Origin of the sequence: Paenibacillus brasilensis, from assembly GCF_009363115.1 — a bacterium.
Lineage (GTDB): Bacteria > Bacillota > Bacilli > Paenibacillales > Paenibacillaceae > Paenibacillus > Paenibacillus brasilensis.
The window spans coordinates 2,092,530-2,113,677 of sequence record NZ_CP045298.1 but is presented as its reverse complement, the minus strand read 5'-3'; the positions used below and the strand labels follow the sequence as shown (position 1 = coordinate 2,113,677).

Here is a 21,148-nt window from a genome sequence, read left to right as displayed (position 1 = left end):
ATCTGCCCGTTAGTTGAATCAATAGGCATTAATTTTTAACCCTTAGTAGCCTCATACTGTTCGATATGACAATCAATGCCGCACCCGTAATCACTAATCACTGTAATCCATAATGTGGGCAGTTCTGGAAAGATAAGAATCAAGACATATCGTGTACTGACGCATTCCGAAATCGAATTCGGGAGGAAGCCCAAAAAAATGTTAGAACACTACTGACATACTGTTGTCAGTAGCGCTATTTTATACTCGGAGTAAGTAACCGTAAAGGAATGGGAGATAAATGCGAAGTATTCTGACCCAAAATGATATGATACCGTATTGTATCATTTAATTATAGGAAGGATGGTATCTCGTGAATTTTGCTTCTGTACGCATCATTACCGACGATGTGGATCGTCTCGTCGAGTTCTATGAGAAAGTCATGGGTGTTTCGGCGGAACGCCCCGCGCCTGTCTTTGCCGAACTCGTTGTGCCATCGTGCACCCTGGCGATCGGCCACTCCCAGACGGTGCGACTGTTCGGCGCTGGTTCCGCAGTGGCAGCCGACAATCACACTGTCATCATCGAGTTTCGCGTCCACGATGTCGATGCCGAATACGAGCGCTTGAAGCCGTTTGTCAACGAGTGGGTAAAGAAACCAACCACGATGCCGTGGGGGAACCGTGCTGTGCTGTTTCGCGATCCCGACGGCAACCTGGTTAACCTCTTCGCGCCGGTGACCGAGGAAGCGATCAAACGGTTCAGCGGTAGGTCGCTGACGGACAGTTGAAGTGAGTGGGGCGAATTTCGTAATTAGTAATTTTACTGACTGCTGAAAGAGACCATAGCGACGAGCTATGGTCTCTTCATTTTATCTAGGTACTTCATTAATTTTAGAGAAATGGATCTATTTCGCGATCTTCGCTGTTGCTGGCAGCCTATTTGTAATTGTGCTATCGTTTCCCGTTAGCGTAATGTCCAGTTAATTGTATTAGTCTCCGACTCTTCGAAGATTAAAGATTAGTTTGACAAGCACATTTGCTTGATCGATCGTCTGTTTGACAGTTACAGCGGCAGAGCGATCGGTGGCTAACCGAAGACCTTGGCCCGCCCAGAGTGACATGTACTCAGGGTTATTCGCTTTTGCAGCTGCCTGGCGAATGTCCCTCGTCATTGCGTTTTGAATTGGGTAGGCAGGAATATTTCCGGGATACCGATGCATGTCATTCATAAATTCTGTTCGAATACCTCGTGCGGCTTTGCCAGAGTACACGCGAGTAATTTCGGTGCAATCCTCATTTCCTGAAAGAATCTTCTGTTTGTACGTTGTATGAGCACCGCTTTCGGGACACGCCAGAAAGGCAGTTCCCATTTGTACGGCGGCGGCTCCTAATGCGAGGCTTGCTACAAGCCCCCTTCCATCCATGATGCCTCCCGATGCGATGACTGGAATTGTTACATGATCCACGATCTGCGGAACAAGAGCCATGGTGCCTATCTGAGTGTCGGAAACGCTCTTCAAGAATGTGCCGCGATGTCCCCCAGCTTCACTTCCCTGGGCTACAATTGCGTCTACACCAGCCGCTTCCAATTGTTTGGCTTCTTCAATTGTTGTTGCTGTACCAATTACAATTGTTCCACGCTGCTTCATCGTTTGGATCACATCTTGCGGTGGTATGCCAAAGGTAAAACTAAACACCGGGATTTCTTCATCCAGTAATACTTGCACCTGCTCTTCAAACGACTCCGAATATTTCTGGATCGCTGGATTTTGTGCAATGCCAAGTTCGACGCGATAAATATTGAGATGATCTGCCATTTGTCCGATCGTTTCTTCCGATTCTATTCGTTGCTCAGGTACAAACAAGTTGACTCCAAACGGCTGATCCGTTAGTTGTTTGATCTCTCGTATCATGCTCCGGAGTTGTTCTGGTGTTAAGTATCCGGCACCTAAGTTGCCTAGACCCCCGGCGTTTGAAATTGCTGCTACCAATTCAGGAGTCGTAGGTCCACCTGCCATCGGCGCTAGGAAGATCGGGTATTGAATTTTGAGGGTACGTGTTAATTCTGTCTCAAGCAGTTTTGAAAACCTCCTATTGTTGAACCTATAATGGAATCTTCATGATTTCGATTAATGCGAATTTCAAAGAAGTTTGTTACTCCATCTATTTAAGGCAGCCACCAAACTATCCTGCCCGTTAAGTTAACAAAAGAATAAGGAACTACCGCAAAGGAAGCTCCTCAACTATCGTTTCCCGTTAGAATTCCTGTAGAATGAATCATCAATGATACTGGCCTGTAATGTGTTCATTCGCATCTTTCAGTATTTTGGAGAGTAACACCTGCTAAATGTAAGCAAAGATTACCGATGCTGTTCATGGAATCCTTCATTTTCTTCCAAATCAAATCATCATCAAGCGGGTTTATGCTCTTTATAATTCGATCGAGCTGCTTGTTCATGTCTTCGAGTACATGCTTTATTAGGTCTGGCATGACCATTTCCCCCTCTGTAAACTTATTTTTATTACGAGTCCAACGATTGCTCGATGCAGCAAAACAAAATCCCTTTCAGCAAACGATGTACTCAAGCCACTTGATTAATCTAAAGATCCTGATCGCCCGTATTCTTCAGTACCAGGAGCATCTTGCTGAGTTAGAACAGAACATAGATGCCCTGGCTAAAGAGATCGAAGAGTATGATTTAATCCAGTCTATTCCCGGTATTGGCCATAAAATTGCTGCAACAATTTTATCGGAAATTGGAGAAGTCGACCGATTTGACCATCCAAAGAAACTGGTCGCGTTTGCTGGCATTGACCCCAGTTGTTTTTGCTTCAGGTAAGTTCACAGCAACTCGAAATCGAATCACCAAACGCGGTTCCCGGCAGCTTCGATATGTCCTAGTTATGGCCGTGCAGTGTGGGTTGATCCGTTCTCACAACACTCGGATTAAAGATTTTTACGACCGTAAGAGAGCCGAAGGAAAGCCTCACAAAGTTGCTCTAGTGGCATGTGCAAATAAGCTGGTTCATTGGCTGTATGCCATTTTAAAAAGTAAGAAATCATTCCGTCTGACATAACAAAAAGTTAATAGTATAACCTTCCAATGCAACTCGAATTGGAAGGTTGTTGGGCATGCTTATTTTTCACTATACCATAAGGTTTCTAAATTGTTTTGCTGGAAATGTTGACAAGCTATTAGCTGGTATAGTTGAACAAACTAAGACCTTTTTCTATGCAGGGGAATCCGTTCATTTTGAGTGATTCGGGTTAATCGGTTCCGGGAGCAAAAGAAGGCCCGACCAACTTAGATCAAGTTAATTCGGAACCTTCGGATTATCTTTCACTCCATTTATGATTTTGCCGGATCAAGTTGAAGCTCCAGCGCTCCTGACCACCGTCCGGACGGAGCGAGCCGCTGAAGCTTCTCCGCCGTATTCTCCTGAGGAAGTGGTATATACAATAAAATTTTCAGCTCGGGAAACTCGGCCGGCATTAGTGTCGTCGGTCGCAGGGACAGTTTTCCTGCAACAGGATGATTCAGCTCTTTATGGCCGGTATGCGCGATCCGGATATCGTGCAGCGGCCACCATTCCCTAAATTCCGGACTGGCTTCGCTTAATTCGTGGCTGAATTCCCTGAACCACGGATCATCCGCAAACTGATCACTGCTCGCCCGAAACAAAGCCAGACATTTCCGCGCTTCCCTCTCCCAATGCACGAGAAGCTGGCGCTGTGAAGGATGAGTGAACAGGTACCAGACCAAATTGCGATCCCGTCCGGTAAGCTTCCCATAATCGGCAAACACCTCGCTTGCAGCTTCGTTCCAGGCCACATAGTTCCACCTGCGGTCCACGGCGTATGCAGGGCACCATCCCCAGGAATCCAATATGCCTTGTAATACGGGATCATACGTCGATCCCTGGTTTGGAAGCTCGCGGGCGGCCGGATCTATTGCAAGATCGAACATATGTCTGCGCTCCACCCAGTCCAGCTGCAGCGCCCGGGCTATGCTGTCCAGCACCTGCGGCGAAACGTTAATATCGCGCCCTTGTTCCAGCCAGGTGTACCAAGAAACACCGACGCCAGCAACCTGTGCGAGCTCCTCTCTTCTTAACCCAGTAGTTCTTCGTCTTCCTCCTGCGGGAAAGCCGTATTCCTGCGGGTCAAGCCGCTCTCTTCGCGTTCTTAAAAAATCCCCTAGCTCAACTCGACGACTGTTCTTGCCCAGGTTTAATCAACTCCTTTACCGTAAAGTAATCCCCGGTTAATTTGGGAAATGCCGTTCCATTCTAACTGGTGTTATTACACCTATGATAAATAAGCTCCTCGTTATCCCTTTGACACCCGTGCCATAATCATAACATAGCAAACGCCATACTGTGCAGAAACAAAAGAACTCAAGGAGAGATGTAAGATGCAATATCGGAAATTAGGAAAAAACGGACCAGTTATTTCGGTGATCGGCTTCGGCGCTTGGGCCATCGGCGGAGGAAATTGGAATTACACCTGGGGTAATCAGGAAGATCGGCTATCGCATAACAGCATCCGCGCGGCGCTGGATGCAGGGATTAATTTCTTCGATACGGCTGCAGTTTACGGCTTGGGCCACTCCGAAGAAGTGATCGGCAAAGCACTGAAAGGCGACCGCGATAAAGCGGTCATCGCCACCAAATTCGGCCTCGTTTGGGATGAACAGGGCAATGTCTCGCGCAACGGCACCTATGCGTCGATCCTTCGCGAGGTCGAGGCTTCCCTGCGCCGTCTCGGCACCGACTATATTGACCTGTATCAAATGCACTGGCCGGATACGGACGCCAAAGCGTCGGTAGAGGAAACGATACGCGCCCTTGAAAAACTGCTGCAGGACGGTAAAATCCGCTATGTCGGAGTCAGCAATTTTCCAGTTGCGCTGCTGGAAGAGGCTTTGAAGATCCGGCACGTAGATTCCTTACAGCCGCCCTACTCCATTCTGGCCGCGGATGCGGAGAAGGAACTCCTCCCCTACAGCCAGAAACAGGGCATCGGCGTGATTGCCTATAGCCCGCTAGCCTCGGGTCTACTCTCCGGAAACTACAACGCGGACACCCGATTTGACAAACAGGATTGGCGCTCCAAGTCCCCATCCCATTCCGGAGAAGGCTTCAAGCAAAATATCGCGGTAGTCGGGCAGCTCAAAGAAGTGGCGGCGGACCTCGGCATTACAGTCGCCCAACTGGCCCTCGCTTACGTCCTGGCTCATCCGGCTTTAACGAGCGCGCTCGTTGGCGTCCGCAAGCCTGAACATATCCAGAAGTCGCTGCCGGCCGTGGATGTTAAACTCGACGATGCCGTGCTGGCTAAGATTCGGACCATTGCAGCGAGCGCCGCAAGAATCAAGATGCCGATAAACGAGTAAACCAGCAAATACAACGCAGATAGGTATCTGCGTTGTATTTGCTGTTCATAAAAATCATTACAGAAACAGGAAACGACTAGTAGGTACCCAAAGTTTGCAATGATACAAAAACGAAAAGAGCTGCTAGAGTAAAAAAGGCAATGGAAATTCTAGAGTTATTCTTCCGCTCTTTAATTCCATAAGCACAGCAAAAGATAGCCATAGTGAATTGGGCACCACTTCGGCAATAGGCATTGCTCACAAAAAATATGCTGCTAAATTCGATTACTGCTGTGGTAAGAGCTAGTATATCAAACCATAAAGGATTTTTTCGAAATTGTTTATACATAAAGGTTTCCCTCCACCATTCCAACGAGATGTCTTATTGTTTTACCTACTAAGTGGTCCCGTCAATCCCCTGCCTCTACTCACCTAAGTATACTTAAACAGAACCATTATAACGTGAATATTAAACTGTAAAAAAGGATACAAATATTTATCAACGTACTTAGATTCTAGGCCCCAATAATCATAATTATAGTCCCTTGGATGTTGTATAAGGTGTTTTGAGCGTTCAATCCAGGCATTAAGCTGCTCAGTCTTAGCGAAATTGCTCACTTTTTCTAATAGTAAGGCCAATTCTTTTATAACTTCCTCTTCTCCGGATTTAACAACATCACTGGTAAAAACATAAAGGCTGCTTAGAAAAAAAATGAATAGGTTTGCATTTTTCGTCATCGACAAAGCTGCATATCATCGGTATGTTTTCAAAGCAATTCACAGCTAATTCCCAATCCTGACCCGGTATTTCCATATCGCTGTATGCCCATAGTTTAATTTTTTTTGGTTTGGGTTCCAAGCATGTTGAGCATCTCTCCACATTCTTACCCCCTTTTGCAATTGAGTTCTCATTCCCCGATAGTGCAATAATGATTGCCGCCCTAAAAGGAATAGGTACATTCACTGCCTTAAATAAATAAGAATATTATAAACACAATGTCCAATTGTTGGAGCCCATATTGAAGAAGTCTTTTTATATATAAATCCAAGAATGTATCCTACGAGAAATATGGTCACATAGTTAAGAAGTGAATATCCTGAAATAATACCTATTGGAAAGTGTATCCCCATAAAAAGTATCGCTTGTATAAAGTTATATCCCTTCACCCGATGGTCTCTTAGTTTATTCATAATGAATCCCCGGAACACTACTTCTTCAGAAAACGCCGCTAACGGTGTAATGATCCATCTGATTCCTATGTCAAAACTAAAACCTTTAAAGATAGCAAGCTCAATTACTACCAATAAGAATCCAATAATTCCGCCTGTAAATACTCCCTTGATAACATTGTGTTTTAATTTTAAGTAGCCGATGATTTGTTGCGGCCTTACTCGATCAATATATATGAAATAAATGACCACCAGCCCGATCCAAAAAATCAATTTTATCAAGAAGGATATCAGATAAAGCTCCAAATCAGATATTTTGGGATGAAATGTTAGCTCCTTAATTGTCCAGCCCATATAAAAAATTAATATAAAGTGAGTAAGTTTACTTTTAGTCATTTTTTTGTTCCTTTTAATAAATTTCAGCTGATAGTTTAATATTACCAAAAATAGTTCTGTAACTCCAATACCACTAGTAATTTTGGATTGGCGTTTATCCGGATAAATAGAACGTTAATGACACTCTAAAAATTTAGCATACCTCCCATTAGTTTGGCTGCATGTCATCCCAGCGGCAGGATCGTGGTGTAGTGTCTATATAGTAATTTTTCCATACATAACTGCCCGTTAGCTCAACAGGCTGCCGATATTATGGCAGCCTGTGTTCTTCTTTGTGCTATCGTTTCCCGTTAGCTTAATGAGATTACACTTAACCTCCGAGTCATCACGAAGGAACGGAAGGTATCTATCGATGATCTGCTGTGAACTGAAATGCGCTGATTCATTCCACTCCTATCAGGTAGGCCCAAGCCCATATCCCTTGATTCTAAGACTCTAGAAGTCTTGACTAAAACACTTTAAGGATCACTCGGATAGAAATTCAGAAATTTTCTCACAGAGGCGGTCAGGTACTTCCAAAGGAGAAAGATGGCCGGTTTGAGAAATAACATGTAGTTCTGCATGAGGTATACGTGGCAATAATTCACTTGTCATACTTTCTAATCGATCCACGGGATCAGATTCTCCTGCTAGAACTAGTGTGGGTACATTGATGTTTTTCACTTCTGCGGATATGTCCTCTTGCATGGCAGTTTTTGGCCATGCTGCACGAGCTAACGGTGCACTGTTTTGCATATCTTCAAGCACCATTTCGCGAATATGTTCTTCTAAAGGCAGTAACGCAAGATTACTAAGAGCAGTCTCTGCCCCCTCACGATTATCATAAAAATGCACCATTGCATTCCTTAGTTCTTGTGGCATATTTTGAGGACTTGGAGGAGATGGTGCAACTAAGATTAAGGCTTCTAAACCAGAAGGATTACGCGAGGCCAATAACTGTGCTGCTTTGCCACCCATGGAATGTCCAACAAGCACATAACGTTTCAAACCAAGCTCTTGAATAAGAGCATGTGCATCATCAGCCAGGTCTTCAATCGTATAAGATGCAGCAGACTTATCAGAGCCCCCCCATCCGCGTTGGTCATAAGCTATACAACGGTGTTTTTCTTTTAAAACGTCAATCATTTTACTCCAGGTTCGTGTTGACCCTCCGTAAAAGTGCAAAAACACAAGCGCGGTATCTCCTTGTCCTTGTTCTTCAACATGAAGATCGAGTCCATTTACACGATAGAACATCAAAATCACTCCTTAATAGTATCTGTAACAGTTACTGTTACTTTTTTTATAAGATATCAGGTCATCAATTAAATGTCAATTTTCTTGTAACATTTTTAGTTTGATTTGGCTCTTGAAAATCAATACACTAAAATAAGCATGAATAAGAAAGAAGGACCGTGCAAAAATGGGAAATCGAAGCCAACAGTTCTCTGTAGCCGTTCATATCTTATGCTTTCTTGAATTCAATAAAAACGGACGAACCACATCGGAGTTACTTGCGATGAGTGTGAACGCGAATTCGGCAGTTATTCGCAGAATTATGAGAAAACTAACTAAAACAGGTCTTATTACATCCACGCTTGGAACCAATGCAGCGATACAGCTTGCCAAAAATGCAAATGACATTACACTATTGGATGTATACCGTGCTACTGTTGAAGATCATCAAGAACCTTTTATCATTCACCAAAATACAAATCCCACGTGTCCGGTGGGAAGTAAAATGCCTCATTTATTACATGGAGTATACTCTCAAGTGCAAGCGACCGTGGAAAACGAATTGTCAGGCATTACAATAGAACATCTGGTCGAGGATGGAATTATAGAAACGAGAGGAATATCGTCGATAAAGGGGTTAATTCAAGGTGATTCAGTTTGAAATTTTAAAACTGTTGATAAAGAGGTAACCCACTTTTCCCTCCACGCTAGCGACCTAATGTCAGAACGTCTAGCTTGGAGGTGACTTACTCTAAATTTCTAAGAAACAATATGGATGCAAACATGGAGGTAAGTCAACGAACCAAGTTCCGTTTGGAAATGGGGCCAACAAACAGTGCCGAAACTACGCTCATATGATCCCCGTCAAAGTTTCTTTCAGTAATAACATCTTATTATTATTGACCTATAGTTCCTCGTTTATAATTGAAGTACTACACTTTATTCCTCGATAAAAATTCTCTTTACTACAGCTCAAATCGTCGTCGGAAAACATTGAACAAAAGCAGCCGATCGACGTGATCGGCTGCTTTCGTGATTTCATTGGGTTATCGTATCCCGTTAATTGAGTCACATCTATGGACTCAGTTCCAGAAGTATTCCATCTTCCTATACCCAACATCCCATATTTTTTCGTTCCCCTTAATGGTTATCGTGAGCTCGCTCCCCGCCTCGATAGGAATCTCAAACATCGCCGGGAACAGTTCCGGATCACGGCGTTGATCCTCTCCAGAGCTGGCCAATACCTCGCGTCCATCGACGGAAACACGGATGCTTCCGGAATAATCCGTTTGTTCAGGTATCCCGTAATACATGGAGAAAATAATCTCCTCTTTATACGTATACGTGAACGTTTCTAGATTTCCACCTTCGACGCCATACATATTATAGCGAGGTTTTACGTTTTGAGTGCTTATTTTAAAGCTATTCGTTTTTTTTCAGTTGATGAATTTCCAGAGCTGTCTATCAATTTGTTTATCGCCACAAAGGGACCTTCTTCTTTGGTTAACGCTTTATCCACAATCCCACACAATCCCCATACCCCTGATAAAAGAACCATACAGGAAATGGCGGTTGTCACAATATTGCGCAAACCGTTTTTTGAACGAACACCAAGCTTGTACGCCCCAAAACCGACTGCTGCGCCTAATGAGTTTTGAATGGCGTCGTTAACATCGAAGCTGCCGAGAAACGAAAGTGCCTGTATAGTTTCCATCACGATAATCGACAGAAAGAACAATGTAATGAATCGAACAAAGGTGATCCGATATAACAATGGAATCAATATACCGAAAGGGATGAAGGCTATGATGTTTCCAAATCCTACAAAATCCATGAGGGTAGGATGTAGAAGATCAGATATAGTTGGCAACTTAAAGAAATTGTCGGGTAAAAAATAAAGGTGTAGCCAGTCGTTCGCTCTGCGGCACCTATTCTACCGAAGGCGAGAAATATAAAATAAAGAATCAAAATTGTATAGAGTATGGTTATGGTAAAAATAATCTTACGTTGTTTTCACATGGCTAACTCCTTTGTCGGGTGGGTACGTCCTGCAAAAATGAACTTGCTGCCTCAACCCATTTTACTATAATTACTACTAACCTGCCCGTTAGCTTAACGGCGTATCGCCTGTCTAACAGCGGGACAGCATCTCACTTGACACGATAGTACATTAAACTCCACGGTCTCCGGTCAGCTTTCCGCCAAACGTTCCAGCAATGCATCACCATTACGGCTGACCCGAATATAAGCGTAATGAGCGTTCTGTTCAACAGTACGTCCGGTCCCTTCCGGAATGAAATAATTCTCAATACCGTACTGAATGCGGGAACCATCCCACTGCCCGTTCAAGACAATCTCATGATTGGCAAGCTTTTCACCATCCTGGTACAGGCGATTAGCGATATATACCCCTTGGCTACCCGGCGTGAGGACGACTTTAACTTTGCCGCGCATCCAATCTTCCTCCTGAAGAGGGGTCCTTGAAGAAGGAGGCGGGGTAGAAATATCGTAATTCAGCATAACGTAATCGCCTTGCAGCAGGGAACGCGGGTCTACAGGGGCCAGCTTGAGCTTAATGGAAGCACCTGTGGCGAGCAGATTTTCGCTTCTGACGGTTTGAAAGCCGATGATACCCAACTGCAGCGCGATAACGATGGCGATGAGCAGCGGGCTTAAACGCATAAAGCTAAAGATGTGATGATCCGCCTCGAACGCTGTCTTGCCACTATGAGGCGTCCGGCGATCCAGCCACCAGGTAATGCCGAGTGCAATGATGCCCAGCAGCGCCAGCGTAAACGACTTATACAAAAGCGTCCACAATAAGTCATAGTATTTGAAGCCGATAAAAATAAACCAGAACACCACACTTGTTATTGCTGCCGATTTTTGTTTTAGACGGATAAAGACGAAGACCATCCCTGTGACAACAACAAAATAAAAAATGTTAATCAGCATATAAGAGTGTGGGATGACATCCTCGAAAAACGTCGCCCAAAACAGGAATAACAAGCTGAAAAATAACGAGCTACCCCTGAGATGCTCTCGTAGACCTGCTTTGAATACAAAGTAGCTTATTCCATATAACACGGCATTGACGAGGAAGAGAGAAAAGATAATGAGCTCATAGGTCCAGTTCCAGTGCTCCCATTCCTGAAACTGCTGAAATAAAATGGTCGCCAGATTCAGGTTCACAAAGGTGTAGGCGAAAAATAGCTGCCGTTTCCCCCTGGAGCGAAACCATCCCGCGATAGAAACGATCAGAAACAGCACCGAAAGTAACGACTGATCTGACCATAGAATGGCAGCCCAACCTGTAATATAGCTGATGGTCAGCAAGGTATAACGTATGACAGAATCAAGCTTGGAGTCGGGAATAACGATCATCGAAATCATAAGCAGCAAAGACACGCTCAGCAGTACATATTCAGTGTGGTTTACATTTGCGCTAATGGTAATTAGCCCGATTAGAGATATACTGCCGATCAGCACTCCGACCACCTTGATCATACGGGATACAGCTTTGCTGATCCATTCACTGCCGCGTTCCTCGGAAACCGTTGTTTCAGCCTCCGGTGCACTCAAGTCCGGAGTGTCTGTTGTCTCTGCATGAGGCTTCGCAGCATTCGATTTGCCCAAGCGGTTTAAATAACGGAAAAACCATACATTACCTGTCAGCAGGAGCGCCACAAAAATTAAACCAAAAACAAAAAACAAAGAAGAGAAGTAGGCCTCCGTCAGTTCGATAAATTTAAAGACAGCAAAGGCAGAGGCCGCCAATGCATTCAAGGTCAGCAGCGTTTTGTTCAGTCGAATTTTAATAAATACATAAAATCCAATAGCAATCACAGCGATACACGGTATATTCATGACGAGCCCATATTCGTCAAATGCAAAAGAGTTAGTCATGGTCAGCAAGGCTATATGGAAAACGATAAAGCTTATATATTTTAGCGGTGTAGAGCTTAGACGGTGAAGGAACATGAACAGAAACAATCCGAGATTGACCAGTGCGAACACCCCGGCTATAGATAGTGATTCCAGTTCGCTATAAGATGCGCCTTGCATCGTAGGGTAAAAATAAAGCCACAAGCCGAGGTGGATCAGGACATAGGATAGCACATAAAAAGGATTGTAACGGGTAATCCAGCTAAGCAGCAGAGCCGGGACGGACCAAATCAAAAACAACCCGTAACTGTCCGCGTGGGAATTATAAATTTGACCGAGCAACGCCACAGAAACGCCAAAGGCAATACAGCCAGCCACCAGAAATACATTGGAGAGAAAAACTTGTTGACCGGGAATGGCACGTAGACGTGCAAATACAAAGGACAAGCCATAGAACAGAACAATAAGCGCAGCAGCCAGCACAATTTTGACCGTCCGATCCAGTCCTCCCCAATTAGAGGCAAAGAAATAAATGATCGCGGCCAGTACCAGTGAGATGCCCAGCAGATAGCCCGTACGTATCGCATTGAATCGCAGCATTAAGTTCACGTACCTTTCCTGTTGGTTTGATGCCTATTATAGCGTTGAAAGGGCTGAGAACCAAGTGCGAATTAGGAGTAGGTCATAAAAAAAGGAGAGCCACCGACATACGGTTGTTCCCCTTCGGTTATTCTCCTGTATCGGTGCAGAACTCCAGTTAAGCGTTGGCGGTACGAATCTCTTGCCGGGATTGATGCCGGAAGCGATACTCACGTGGCGGAATTCCTGCTGTTTTCTTAAATGCCTTGGAAAAGGTGGACATATCGGTGTAGCCGATGGATTGGGCAATGATCGACAAGTTGTAAGTCGTCTTCTCCAGTAATCTTTTGGCTTGGTCAATCTTGAGGTTTTGCAAATACTTGGCGGGGGAGATAAGGAAGGTAGAATGGAATTTACGTGAAAAATGCGCACGATCCACCCCTACATGCTCGGCAATTTGTTCAATGGTAATGCGGTCACAGTAATGCATATCAATGTAATCTTTCCCCTGCTGGAGCCAATAATCGGAGCATACCAGGCTGCGAAGCACGTCAGACTTGTCCCGGGACAGCTCCTCGAAAATCTGGTGCAGTGTAATCAAGCGGGCTAGATCGCTGCCCTGTCTGCTGCTGTCATTTACAATGGAAAAGAGGTGGGAGATAAGCTCGAGAATTTCCTCGCTTACTGCGTTAGCCAAAAAAGGCGTACAAGGCTTAATCCCGATCCGCTCCAATAGCGCCAGAGATTTGGGTCCCTCAAAGGCAATCCATACCTTTTGCAACGGGTGCTCCTGATCCGTGTAATATTCATGGGCAAGATGCGGAAAGAAGCAGAATAAATCGGACTTCTGGACACGGTACTTCTTCTGCTTATAAATAAACTCTGCCTGACCTTCAAGTACAAAAATGAAATAAAAATAGGGCACAGCCTTAGGGCCTACATGACAGCTGGTTTTTGAGATATCCATCCCGAGTCGGACTGGCCATACGGCACTGGATTTTTCCAGTTCGGTAGCTGTGAAGTAATGGTCTTCCACGATGTCGAAGTGATCTTCATTTTTTACTCTTTTCATAACACGTCACCTCTCCTTTGGTGGAGATAAGGGGATTTTGAGTTTATTGTATATAAAGAAAGGTATAATTACAAGTTAATTCATGGGAATTTGTGGTTTTAAAGTCGAAACAAAGCTCCTTATGCCGTCAGCATAAAGGTGACGACACGATTGATGACAAAAGCCCCATGGCTAATGAAGACAAGCCGTGGAGCTTTTATAGTTGAGCTAGCTATAGGTTAGCCTTATGTTTATACGTTCAGGATTCCTTTTTTTGGAGTGACGTTAAAGGCTTTGGCCAGATCGGCCAATTCCTGATCCGTAATCCGTTGCTGAATATCATGGTGAGCAATGAGCATATAAATTTGCGCTGCCTTTTCAATCGTTTCAATCAGACCAAACGCTTCATCAATGGAGCTGCCTGTTACGGCAATTCCTCCGCTAAGCTGTTTATCTTTGAACAGGAATCCCTGCACATCGTCCCCCTGCCAGCAGTGTAAGGATATTTTGATGTCTGAAAGCTTGCGTAAAACGTCATCCACCTGAATACCGTGGCGGGCGTACAGCTTTTTCGCTTCGTTATAACTCGTTTCAATGGCTTTGTTCATGGCTTTACTCCTTTATTAAGGTGTGAATAGGGATGTTGCTTGTATCTTGAGGTTTTTCCAGCGATCCAGCAGCTCTTCCATGCCTTCCACCGATTGCGGCTCATATAGCCGAGTCGGGAAGGAGCTGGCAATGGTTCGGCCAGCAGCTTTGAGATCTCCAAGAGCACCAGAGCTAATTAATTGCACGACAATATTGCCGATGGCCGTCGATTCGGAAGGTCCTGCCTGAACCTCAATTTCTAAAAGATCGGCTGTTAGCTGGCATAGTAATTCGTTGTTAGCGCCTCCACCGACAACGTGCAATTTGGTAACCGTTTCGTTTGTTAAACTTTGTAGCTCATGCAAGGCATCCCGGTAGCTTAAGGCCAGACTGTCAAAAATACAGCGGGCAAGCGCACCCGGTGTGTGTGGGATGGGCTGCCCCGTTTCTTCGCAGAATCGCTGAATCTCAAGGGTCATACTATCCGGATTTAAGAATGAGGGCTGGTTGCAGAGGACGAGACTGGCAAACGGTGTCTCTGCTGAAGCCAGTTGGGCCAATTCGGCAAAGCTATACGCGGAGCCACTTTCTCTTCTCACCTCCTGAATCATCCATAATCCCATAATATTTCAGAAAACGGTACGTACCGTAAGCGCCCTACTCATTGGTGTAATTCGCCTGCATGGCTGCCTTGGTATTCAAGGCCTCGGATCGTTCCATTCCCAGTAGTGACCACGTTCCGCTGCTAATATAAGCCCAGGATTCTTGCCGCTGTGATGGAACCCCTGCAACAGCCGATGCGGTGTCGTGCGTGGGCACAAGAATGATCTGACAGTCTGGAAGATCGTACTTCTGAACAAGCTCCGGCAAAAGAGAACCCAGAATCCGTCCAGGCTCGGCAAGCTCCGAAAATTGGTCGCGCCGAAGCTGGAGCAGGGACAGCAGGTCTTCATCAAACTCGCGGGTGTTCACGTTGAGAAGCTGCATCGTGGATGCATTCGTCATTTCATTGATCATGATGCCTGTTAGGCGGTAGTACAGATAATCGGGAACCATCAATATTTTATCTGCCTGGGCAAGCTGTTCCCGATCATGAACGAACAGTTGATACAGCGTATTAAAGTTTAATTCCTGAATGCCTGTTTTCTCATATACATCTTCTCGACTGATGAGCTGGTGCAGCCTGTCGGGCGCATGAAGGGTGCGTGCATCCCGGTAAGCGTATACGCCATGAATGCGGTTACCCTCCTTATCAAGCAGCACATAATCTACAGCCCATGTATCAATACCGAGCGTACAGGAGCCAATCCCGTTTTGTTTGGCTTTTTGCAGTCCCTGGATGATCTCATCAAATAGATCGTCGATATTCCAGTAATCATGTCCGTTCTTCTCAGAAAAGGAGTTGTTGAACCGATGAAGCTCTTGCAAGTGAATTTGTTCACCTTGTAGAGTTGCACTCACGAGCCTTCCGCTTGAAGCTCCAATATCAACAGCAAGATAGTTGCTCATATCTATTCTCCTTGCATGGATGAAATCCCGGCAACCTGAAAGTCTGCCTTTTATTCTTAACTAACTCCATACCACTTCCGTTTGTCTGTGTAGTCAACAGAAACGGAAGTATATTTTTTGGTTTTATTTTGTTTTTAAAATTATAAATAAAATTAAATGTTGTTTTGTGTGGTTTTACGTTTTTTGATATCCGTTTTCCACCATATATAACCCTCAAATAGGGATCTATGTGTTGTTGCGATATTCAAATTGTGGAAGGCTCTCCAGATGCCGCTGTTTATATGAAAAATGGTCTTGAAGCCGCCAGCCAGAGGGTGTAGTATACAAGGTATCAATTTCATATGACTCGTATAATATTGGGGATATGGCCCAAAAGTTTCTACCGGATGACCACTGTAATCATCCGACTATGAGTGATAGCGCATCGGCTTCGGATGAATGCGGACATTTATTTGTGCCCCAATCCGTCAAGGGACGAGAATCCCAAGGACAGGGCTTCACTTGAGAAACAACTCAAGGGAGCCTGTCCTTTTTTGGTTTTTGGCAGGTTTTATTCTATTTTCAATTACAGAAGGAGCGATATCGGCGTAATGAAAGCTTTGGAGGAACGTATTCGTCAAGAAGGACAGATTTTATCTGACACCGTATTAAAGGTAGATTCATTTTTGAATCATCAGGTGGATACAGCGTTAGCACTGGACATTGGTAAGGAATTCGCACGCCTGTTCGGCAGCGCCCCGATTACCAAGGTACTTACGATTGAAGCAAGTGGTATTCAATTTGCCATGGCTACAGCCATTGCCTTGGGTGTCCCGTTCATTTATGCAAAGAAAAAGAAGGCGATCACGCTGAATGAGCAGGTATACTTCGCTGAGGTTCATTCGTTCACACGGCAGGAAACCTATCAGGTGAGTATTTCCCAAAAATATCTGGATGCCAGCGACCATGTGCTGATCGTGGATGATTTTCTGGCTACTGGTGCTGCCTTGGTTGGGCTTACGGATATTGTGAAGGAAGCAGGAGCGGAACTGGCCGGGGTTGGATGTGTTATCGAAAAGAGCTTTCAGGAAGGCCGGGGGCTATTGGAGCAGAGGGGCATTGCTGTGCGCTCTCTTGCACGTATCGCTTCCATGGCACCAGGCGAGGTTCATTTTATAGAGGAAGCTGATGCGGTGATTCCTTCCGTTAAGGAGAATGTGGGATGTTAAGCAAACAAAAGTTATTTGCGCTGGGCTTCCAGCATGTCATGGCGATGTACGCCGGAGCGATAGCCGTACCTCTGATTGTAGGAGGAGCGTTACACCTGACACCAGCTCAGATGGCCTATTTGGTAGCTGCGGATCTGTTCACCTGTGGGATTGCCACGTTGCTACAGATTATGGGCACACGGTTTTTCGGCAGCAGATTACCGGTCATTCTAGGCTGTACGTTTACGGCGGTAGGACCGCTGATCGCAATTGCCTCGACCTCGAATTTGGCGACCGCGTATGGGGCCATTATTTTGTCCGGTATATTCGTGGTGCTTGCGGCACCGCTGTATGGCAAGCTGCTACGCTTTTTCCCGACCGTGGTGACCGGCTCGGTTGTGACCATTATCGGTTTGTCCCTTATCCCGGTAGCGATGAATAATGTAGCTGGCGGACAGGGCAGCGCAGATTTTGGACAGCCGCGTAATTTGTTGCTGGCGTTGATTACATTACTGGTTATTCTGCTTGTAAATCGAGTGGCCAAGGGCTTTTTACGCTCGATTTCTGTACTCATCGGTTTGTTTGCGGGTACTGTGGTCGCTTATGCGATGGGAATGGTACATTTTGCTCCCGTGGCGGATGCCTCATGGGTGAGTGTGGCGCAGCCATTTTATTTTGGCAAGCCGGAGTTTAGCATTATGGCGGTATGTACGATGATTATCGTCAATATTGTGAGCATGGTTGAATCGACGGGAGTTTATCTGGCAGTAGGCAAGGCGATTGATCAGAAGGTGGAGCAGAAGCAAATCGTCAATGGACTGCGTTCCGAAGGACTTGCGATTATGCTGGGCGGTATTTTTAATGCGTTCCCTTACACAGCTTTTTCGCAAAATGTCGGCCTGATCTCGCTGACTCGCGTCAAATCGCGTAACGTAATTTTTGCAGCAGGGGGCATCATGGTTGTTCTTGGTTTGTTGCCCAAGCTGGCTGCCTTGACGACCGTCATTCCTAACGCCGTGCTGGGCGGTGCGATGATCGTCATGTTCGGTTCGGTAGCTGCATCCGGCATGTCTATTTTGTCCGAAGTAGACCTGCGGAAGGAAAGCAATCTGCTGATCGCGGCATGCAGTATTGCCGTGGGCCTTGGCTCTGCCGTTCTACCGCAAATGTTCGACCAATTGCCGAGCTTTGCTAAGATGCTGCTGCAAAACGGCATCGTATCCGGCTCGATTACGGCCATTGTCTTGAATATCGTTTTAACGAGAAAACAAAGCGAATCGGTCAAAGGCGAGAATGTGTCGGAGGTTCCACAGAAGGTTGGATGATTAGAAATGGGTAAAGAGAGCCGGAAAGAAGGCATAAGCCTCTTTTTCCGGCTTTTTGGCATATTTATTCGAAACTGATTATTTGTTCAGCAGCATGAAGTTATTGATAAAACCCTCTTTCTGTATGAAAATCGGGGTTTGGATTTTCGAAGTGAAGTCATAATAGTATACGCCGCGTCTTTCTTTCTGATTTTTCTGAGAAGTGCTGCCCAAATAATAGACCCCCTTGCCGTCCGGGGACATATAGACAAATTGGCGGGATAAAAAGGGCAACTTTATTTTGGTACGTTTACCTGTTGCAATATCAACCAGACTATACTCAATTTTTCCGAAATTAGTTAAATTAGAAGTTACGAGGAGCAGCTTATCATTACTGCTGGACATTGAAGTTATTTCCTCTTTTTTTAGTGTGATGATAGAACGCTCTTGCTTGGTGACGTTATTGATTTCTGTAACCTTGTAGTCTGGAGGTCTTGAATTAGTATTTTCTTTTGAGGCAATGTCGAATTCTTTACGCTCTTCCTTCTCCGAATACTGTGTATTGTAAATTGTATTTTTTGCTGAATTATAGGCTATAGACCAAGTGTGTTCATCTTGGTTTTCATCATGCATAAATTTCATGGTACGCGTTGATTTATTGTAGAAAATAGTTTTAAGTGTCCGCTCTCCTTTTTTGACCGCAACCAGAACAAGTGGGCCATCTGGAGTAGTTGGTACGATACGATTAATGGCAAACAAATTATCGGAAAGCTGTTCGGTTTTTTTTGTATTCAAGTCATACGAAAATAATTGGTCTCCCTTATCACCAACATCGGCAGAGTAATAAATTTTGTGATCAGGCAAGGACACTACAGAAAGCGGGTATTGAGAGGTATAAGGAACATCGGACAGTTTGGTCAATTTTTTACTGTTTAAGTCGTATGTCATAACTCGCATAACCATGCCTTGATCTGAATTTTTTCCATTAACATATTCTGTATAAGTCATGGATAGATACTGGCCTTTCCCGGCCGACGCTACTTTTTCATTTGATTGGGTCTTTTTGGGTACAGATGATTCTGCTGGTGGAGTAGAAGAGGGAGAGCAGGATGACAATAAAGCTGGCACGAGCAGGGAAAGTATAAAGAATCTAAAGAATTTGTAGCTGCTTGTTCTCAAAATGAAGCATCCTTTCTGAGATAAGATGAATCAAACTGAATATGATAACGAAAAGGGGAAGGATAGGACGCGAGATCCTATCCTTTTTTGGTATAAAGATATTAAAAATCATAGGAATATCTTGCTGAAAATGAGACGTACGGATTCCATTCTAAACCTAACTTCTCTACACCCGTTTTCCAAATATCAATGACTGCATCTGGAAGTCTCCCATTATCAGCTTTATAAAAATTAGTTACGGTATCATTATCATAATTCCTTACCCGAATTTCTGTCCCAAAATCGGGATTATCAATTTCCCCTTTTGTTGCACAGTCACCTCTATGGAGCCTATTGGAATTTTCCCCATACGTGTCTGTGAAGTTTGTTCCTCTCCCTACGCCTCGAACATAGCCATCAGATGTTCCGTGAATTTTAATTTCATTATCATGATCTCCATATGTATAAGTCCCAGTTGATTTCCTTTTGATCAGGCAAGATAATATCTTTGATAAAACCTTCGCCGTCATAAATTACTTTTAAACCAGGCTGAGGGTCAGGGTTATCAATGTGGTATACCGGCAGTGATTTGTCTTCTTCTTCGAACTCTTTATCCAGTTGTTTTGCCTTTTCTATCTTAGCCTTTTGTTCAGCTAGAGATTTTTGCTGTTCAGGTACCGGAGTTCCTTTTTCCAATACAACCATGTTATTGTTCTCATCATATTGGATGATTGTACCCGCTAACATTTGGCCAGGGATTTTCTCTCCTTTCTCAGCATGGGAGATTGCTGGACTGGCGACTCCCCAAGGAATGAGTAACGTTGCAGCTAGAAAAGCTTGTGGTAGAAATTTTACTTTCATAACAAAACCCCTCCTTGAAAAATTTGTAAATCCGCAAATAGCATAAATGAGTCTATCAACATTTTCAACCTTTTTATGGAATATATGAATATATTTATCTGTATTTGTATTAGCAATAGCCCATTAGTTGGATATATACGACATTTATTGATAGCCTTAATGACGTTGGAATTGATAGTTTAGCAAGAGCCAAGAAGTTGAAGGTATTTCTCAAATGAATATTAGGGGCTTGATAATCTACTGGGAGTAATTGCTAGAGTGGTAGGAAGAGACAGGTGTAAAAATTTCGGAACAAGCGCAAACCCACCGCGTAATTAGGTTAGGCCCCTAACGGTGGGTTTCGTTTGCATTAACATTCAGTTATGCAGCGCGCCGTGGTGGTGATCCACAGCCTTTCAAGTCTTAAGAGTCTTTGCCGTTGGCGCGGCGAAGACTCTTTTTAGTATATGGACACGGTGGTTATTGCTATACCTAATTTTAGCACTTCAATTGCGCGCACGCAATTGAAGAACTATAGCGTTGGTTCTTGCTGTATCATTAAAATTTAAATTATTATGCTGCATTGTTGACAAGCCTGTAACAACAAAATAAGATAATCCTAAATCGTAATATAAAGGAATAAAGGAAGAAAACAGGTGTGAGCCGAACTTTCCACATACAGGGTTTTATTGAAGCCTTGTAGTGATGGGTTACGTGTTCGCTTAAAAGGGAAGTTCGGTAGATTCCGACACGGACCCGCCACTGTATACAGGTATCAGCAGGAGCATGCTGTAGCTTTCGGAATAGCCACTGGAACTGTGAAGAACCGGGAAGGCCTGAAGGACAAGCCTGGAGTCAGGAGACCTGCCTGTTTTAACATCACTGTTAGACCCACGGGATGCTGGGGAGG

At 44.5% G+C, this 21,148-nt stretch carries 15 protein-coding genes, 6 pseudogenes and 2 riboswitches; of the genes and pseudogenes, 6 read left to right on the top strand and 15 right to left on the bottom strand.

Annotation, left to right across the window (positions count from 1 at the left end; translation table 11 throughout):
* Positions 1–352: 352 nt before the first annotated feature.
* Positions 353–769, top strand: a complete 417-nt coding sequence (locus GCU48_RS09850; RefSeq protein ID WP_152379888.1) for a VOC family protein — start codon at positions 353–355, stop codon at positions 767–769.
* Between the two features lie 201 nt (positions 770–970).
* Here GCU48_RS09850 and GCU48_RS09845 read toward each other — a convergent pair whose 3' ends face one another.
* Entirely contained in the window at positions 971–2,059 is a 1,089-nt protein-coding gene (locus GCU48_RS09845; RefSeq protein ID WP_152379887.1) for an NAD(P)H-dependent flavin oxidoreductase, read from the bottom strand.
* 227 nt (positions 2,060–2,286) lie between these two features.
* Positions 2,287–2,472, bottom strand: coding sequence for a hypothetical protein (locus GCU48_RS09840; RefSeq protein ID WP_152379886.1), 186 nt, complete (start codon positions 2,470–2,472; stop codon positions 2,287–2,289).
* Positions 2,473–2,518: 46 nt separating this feature from the next.
* Here GCU48_RS09840 and GCU48_RS09835 point away from each other — a divergent pair.
* Positions 2,519–3,059, top strand: a pseudogene (locus GCU48_RS09835) (IS110 family RNA-guided transposase); the annotation flags it as partial.
* A gap of 272 nt (positions 3,060–3,331) precedes the next feature.
* On the opposite strand, the gene GCU48_RS09830 reads toward GCU48_RS09835, so the two are convergent.
* Positions 3,332–3,949: an MmyB family transcriptional regulator gene (locus tag GCU48_RS09830; RefSeq protein WP_244316179.1), complete on the bottom strand. Its 618-nt coding sequence runs from the start codon at positions 3,947–3,949 to the stop codon at positions 3,332–3,334.
* A 60-nt stretch (positions 3,950–4,009) separates the two neighbouring features.
* Positions 4,010–4,210: pseudogene (locus GCU48_RS27835) on the bottom strand (helix-turn-helix domain-containing protein); the annotation flags it as partial.
* Positions 4,211–4,396: 186 nt separating this feature from the next.
* Here GCU48_RS27835 and GCU48_RS09825 point away from each other — a divergent pair.
* Positions 4,397–5,377 (top strand): aldo/keto reductase, encoded by a 981-nt coding sequence (locus GCU48_RS09825; protein ID WP_025717161.1) that lies wholly within the window; start codon positions 4,397–4,399, stop codon positions 5,375–5,377.
* A gap of 76 nt (positions 5,378–5,453) precedes the next feature.
* Here the strand turns inward: GCU48_RS09825 and GCU48_RS09820 are convergent, their stop codons facing one another.
* The 3 genes from GCU48_RS09820 to GCU48_RS09810 all read right to left on the bottom strand — a co-directional run bounded on the left by GCU48_RS09820 (position 5,454) and on the right by GCU48_RS09810 (position 8,158).
* Positions 5,454–5,705: a hypothetical protein gene (locus tag GCU48_RS09820; protein WP_152379884.1), complete on the bottom strand. Its 252-nt coding sequence runs from the start codon at positions 5,703–5,705 to the stop codon at positions 5,454–5,456.
* 611 nt (positions 5,706–6,316) lie between these two features.
* The gene (locus GCU48_RS09815; RefSeq protein WP_152379883.1) at positions 6,317–6,922 is read right to left on the bottom strand and encodes a CPBP family intramembrane glutamic endopeptidase; all 606 of its coding nucleotides are present in this window, start codon (positions 6,920–6,922) and stop codon (positions 6,317–6,319) included.
* Positions 6,923–7,387: 465 nt separating this feature from the next.
* Positions 7,388–8,158 (bottom strand): alpha/beta fold hydrolase, encoded by a 771-nt coding sequence (locus GCU48_RS09810; protein WP_152379882.1) that lies wholly within the window; start codon positions 8,156–8,158, stop codon positions 7,388–7,390.
* A gap of 166 nt (positions 8,159–8,324) precedes the next feature.
* Here GCU48_RS09810 and GCU48_RS09805 point away from each other — a divergent pair, with 166 nt between their 5' ends.
* Entirely contained in the window at positions 8,325–8,798 is a 474-nt protein-coding gene (locus tag GCU48_RS09805) for an Rrf2 family transcriptional regulator (RefSeq protein WP_152379881.1), read from the top strand.
* A 421-nt stretch (positions 8,799–9,219) separates the two neighbouring features.
* Here the strand turns inward: GCU48_RS09805 and GCU48_RS09800 are convergent.
* The 6 genes and pseudogenes from GCU48_RS09800 to rhaB all read right to left on the bottom strand — a co-directional run bounded on the left by GCU48_RS09800 (position 9,220) and on the right by rhaB (position 15,749).
* Positions 9,220–10,138, bottom strand: a pseudogene (locus tag GCU48_RS09800) (VanZ family protein).
* A 189-nt stretch (positions 10,139–10,327) separates the two neighbouring features.
* Entirely contained in the window at positions 10,328–12,622 is a 2,295-nt protein-coding gene (locus GCU48_RS09795) for a GDYXXLXY domain-containing protein (protein WP_208812018.1), read from the bottom strand.
* Between the two features lie 157 nt (positions 12,623–12,779).
* Positions 12,780–13,673, bottom strand: coding sequence for an AraC family transcriptional regulator (locus tag GCU48_RS09790; protein WP_152379879.1), 894 nt, complete (start codon positions 13,671–13,673; stop codon positions 12,780–12,782).
* A gap of 230 nt (positions 13,674–13,903) precedes the next feature.
* Positions 13,904–14,089 (bottom strand): annotated as a pseudogene (locus GCU48_RS28815) (rhamnulose-1-phosphate aldolase); the annotation flags it as partial.
* A pseudogene (locus GCU48_RS09785) lies at positions 14,069–14,260 on the bottom strand (L-rhamnose isomerase); the annotation flags it as partial. The pseudogenes GCU48_RS28815 and GCU48_RS09785, both read right to left, overlap by 21 nt.
* 15 nt (positions 14,261–14,275) lie before the next feature.
* Positions 14,276–15,749: pseudogene (gene rhaB, locus GCU48_RS09780) on the bottom strand (rhamnulokinase).
* Positions 15,750–16,075: 326 nt separating this feature from the next.
* A riboswitch (purine riboswitch) is annotated at positions 16,076–16,179 on the top strand.
* Between the two features lie 160 nt (positions 16,180–16,339).
* Here rhaB and GCU48_RS09775 point away from each other — a divergent pair.
* Positions 16,340–16,957, top strand: coding sequence for a xanthine phosphoribosyltransferase (locus GCU48_RS09775; RefSeq protein ID WP_025716895.1), 618 nt, complete (start codon positions 16,340–16,342; stop codon positions 16,955–16,957).
* Complete coding sequence (locus tag GCU48_RS09770; RefSeq protein WP_152379877.1) at positions 16,951–18,261, top strand: nucleobase:cation symporter-2 family protein; 1,311 nt, start codon at positions 16,951–16,953, stop codon at positions 18,259–18,261. The genes GCU48_RS09775 and GCU48_RS09770 overlap by 7 nt, the downstream gene beginning before the upstream one ends.
* A gap of 78 nt (positions 18,262–18,339) precedes the next feature.
* Here GCU48_RS09770 and GCU48_RS27830 read toward each other — a convergent pair whose 3' ends face one another.
* Both GCU48_RS27830 and GCU48_RS09760 read right to left on the bottom strand, forming a co-directional pair.
* Entirely contained in the window at positions 18,340–19,419 is a 1,080-nt protein-coding gene (locus GCU48_RS27830) for a hypothetical protein (RefSeq protein WP_244316177.1), read from the bottom strand.
* A gap of 426 nt (positions 19,420–19,845) precedes the next feature.
* A complete protein-coding gene (locus tag GCU48_RS09760) occupies positions 19,846–20,259 on the bottom strand; it encodes a hypothetical protein (RefSeq protein WP_152379876.1) in 414 nt (137 codons plus the stop codon).
* 669 nt (positions 20,260–20,928) lie between these two features.
* A riboswitch (cobalamin riboswitch) is annotated at positions 20,929–21,124 on the top strand.
* The last annotated feature ends 24 nt before the right edge of the window (positions 21,125–21,148 follow it).

What these genes read in the sequence shown, in the direction of transcription:
- GCU48_RS09840 (WP_152379886.1), bottom strand. Translation starts at nt 2,472, where the DNA reads ATGCCAGACCTAATAAAGCATGTACTCGAAGACATGAACAAGCAGCTC.
- GCU48_RS09830 (WP_244316179.1), bottom strand. Translation starts at nt 3,949, where the DNA reads ATGTTCGATCTTGCAATAGATCCGGCCGCCCGCGAGCTTCCAAACCAG.
- GCU48_RS09825 (WP_025717161.1), top strand. Translation starts at nt 4,397, where the DNA reads ATGCAATATCGGAAATTAGGAAAAAACGGACCAGTTATTTCGGTGATC.
- GCU48_RS09820 (WP_152379884.1), bottom strand. Translation starts at nt 5,705, where the DNA reads ATGTATAAACAATTTCGAAAAAATCCTTTATGGTTTGATATACTAGCT.
- GCU48_RS09815 (WP_152379883.1), bottom strand. Translation starts at nt 6,922, where the DNA reads ATGACTAAAAGTAAACTTACTCACTTTATATTAATTTTTTATATGGGC.
- GCU48_RS09810 (WP_152379882.1), bottom strand. Translation starts at nt 8,158, where the DNA reads ATGTTCTATCGTGTAAATGGACTCGATCTTCATGTTGAAGAACAAGGA.
- GCU48_RS09805 (WP_152379881.1), top strand. Translation starts at nt 8,325, where the DNA reads ATGGGAAATCGAAGCCAACAGTTCTCTGTAGCCGTTCATATCTTATGC.
- GCU48_RS09795 (WP_208812018.1), bottom strand. Translation starts at nt 12,622, where the DNA reads ATGCTGCGATTCAATGCGATACGTACGGGCTATCTGCTGGGCATCTCA.
- GCU48_RS09790 (WP_152379879.1), bottom strand. Translation starts at nt 13,673, where the DNA reads ATGAAAAGAGTAAAAAATGAAGATCACTTCGACATCGTGGAAGACCAT.
- GCU48_RS09775 (WP_025716895.1), top strand. Translation starts at nt 16,340, where the DNA reads ATGAAAGCTTTGGAGGAACGTATTCGTCAAGAAGGACAGATTTTATCT.
- GCU48_RS09770 (WP_152379877.1), top strand. Translation starts at nt 16,951, where the DNA reads ATGTTAAGCAAACAAAAGTTATTTGCGCTGGGCTTCCAGCATGTCATG.
- GCU48_RS09760 (WP_152379876.1), bottom strand. Translation starts at nt 20,259, where the DNA reads ATGAAAGTAAAATTTCTACCACAAGCTTTTCTAGCTGCAACGTTACTC.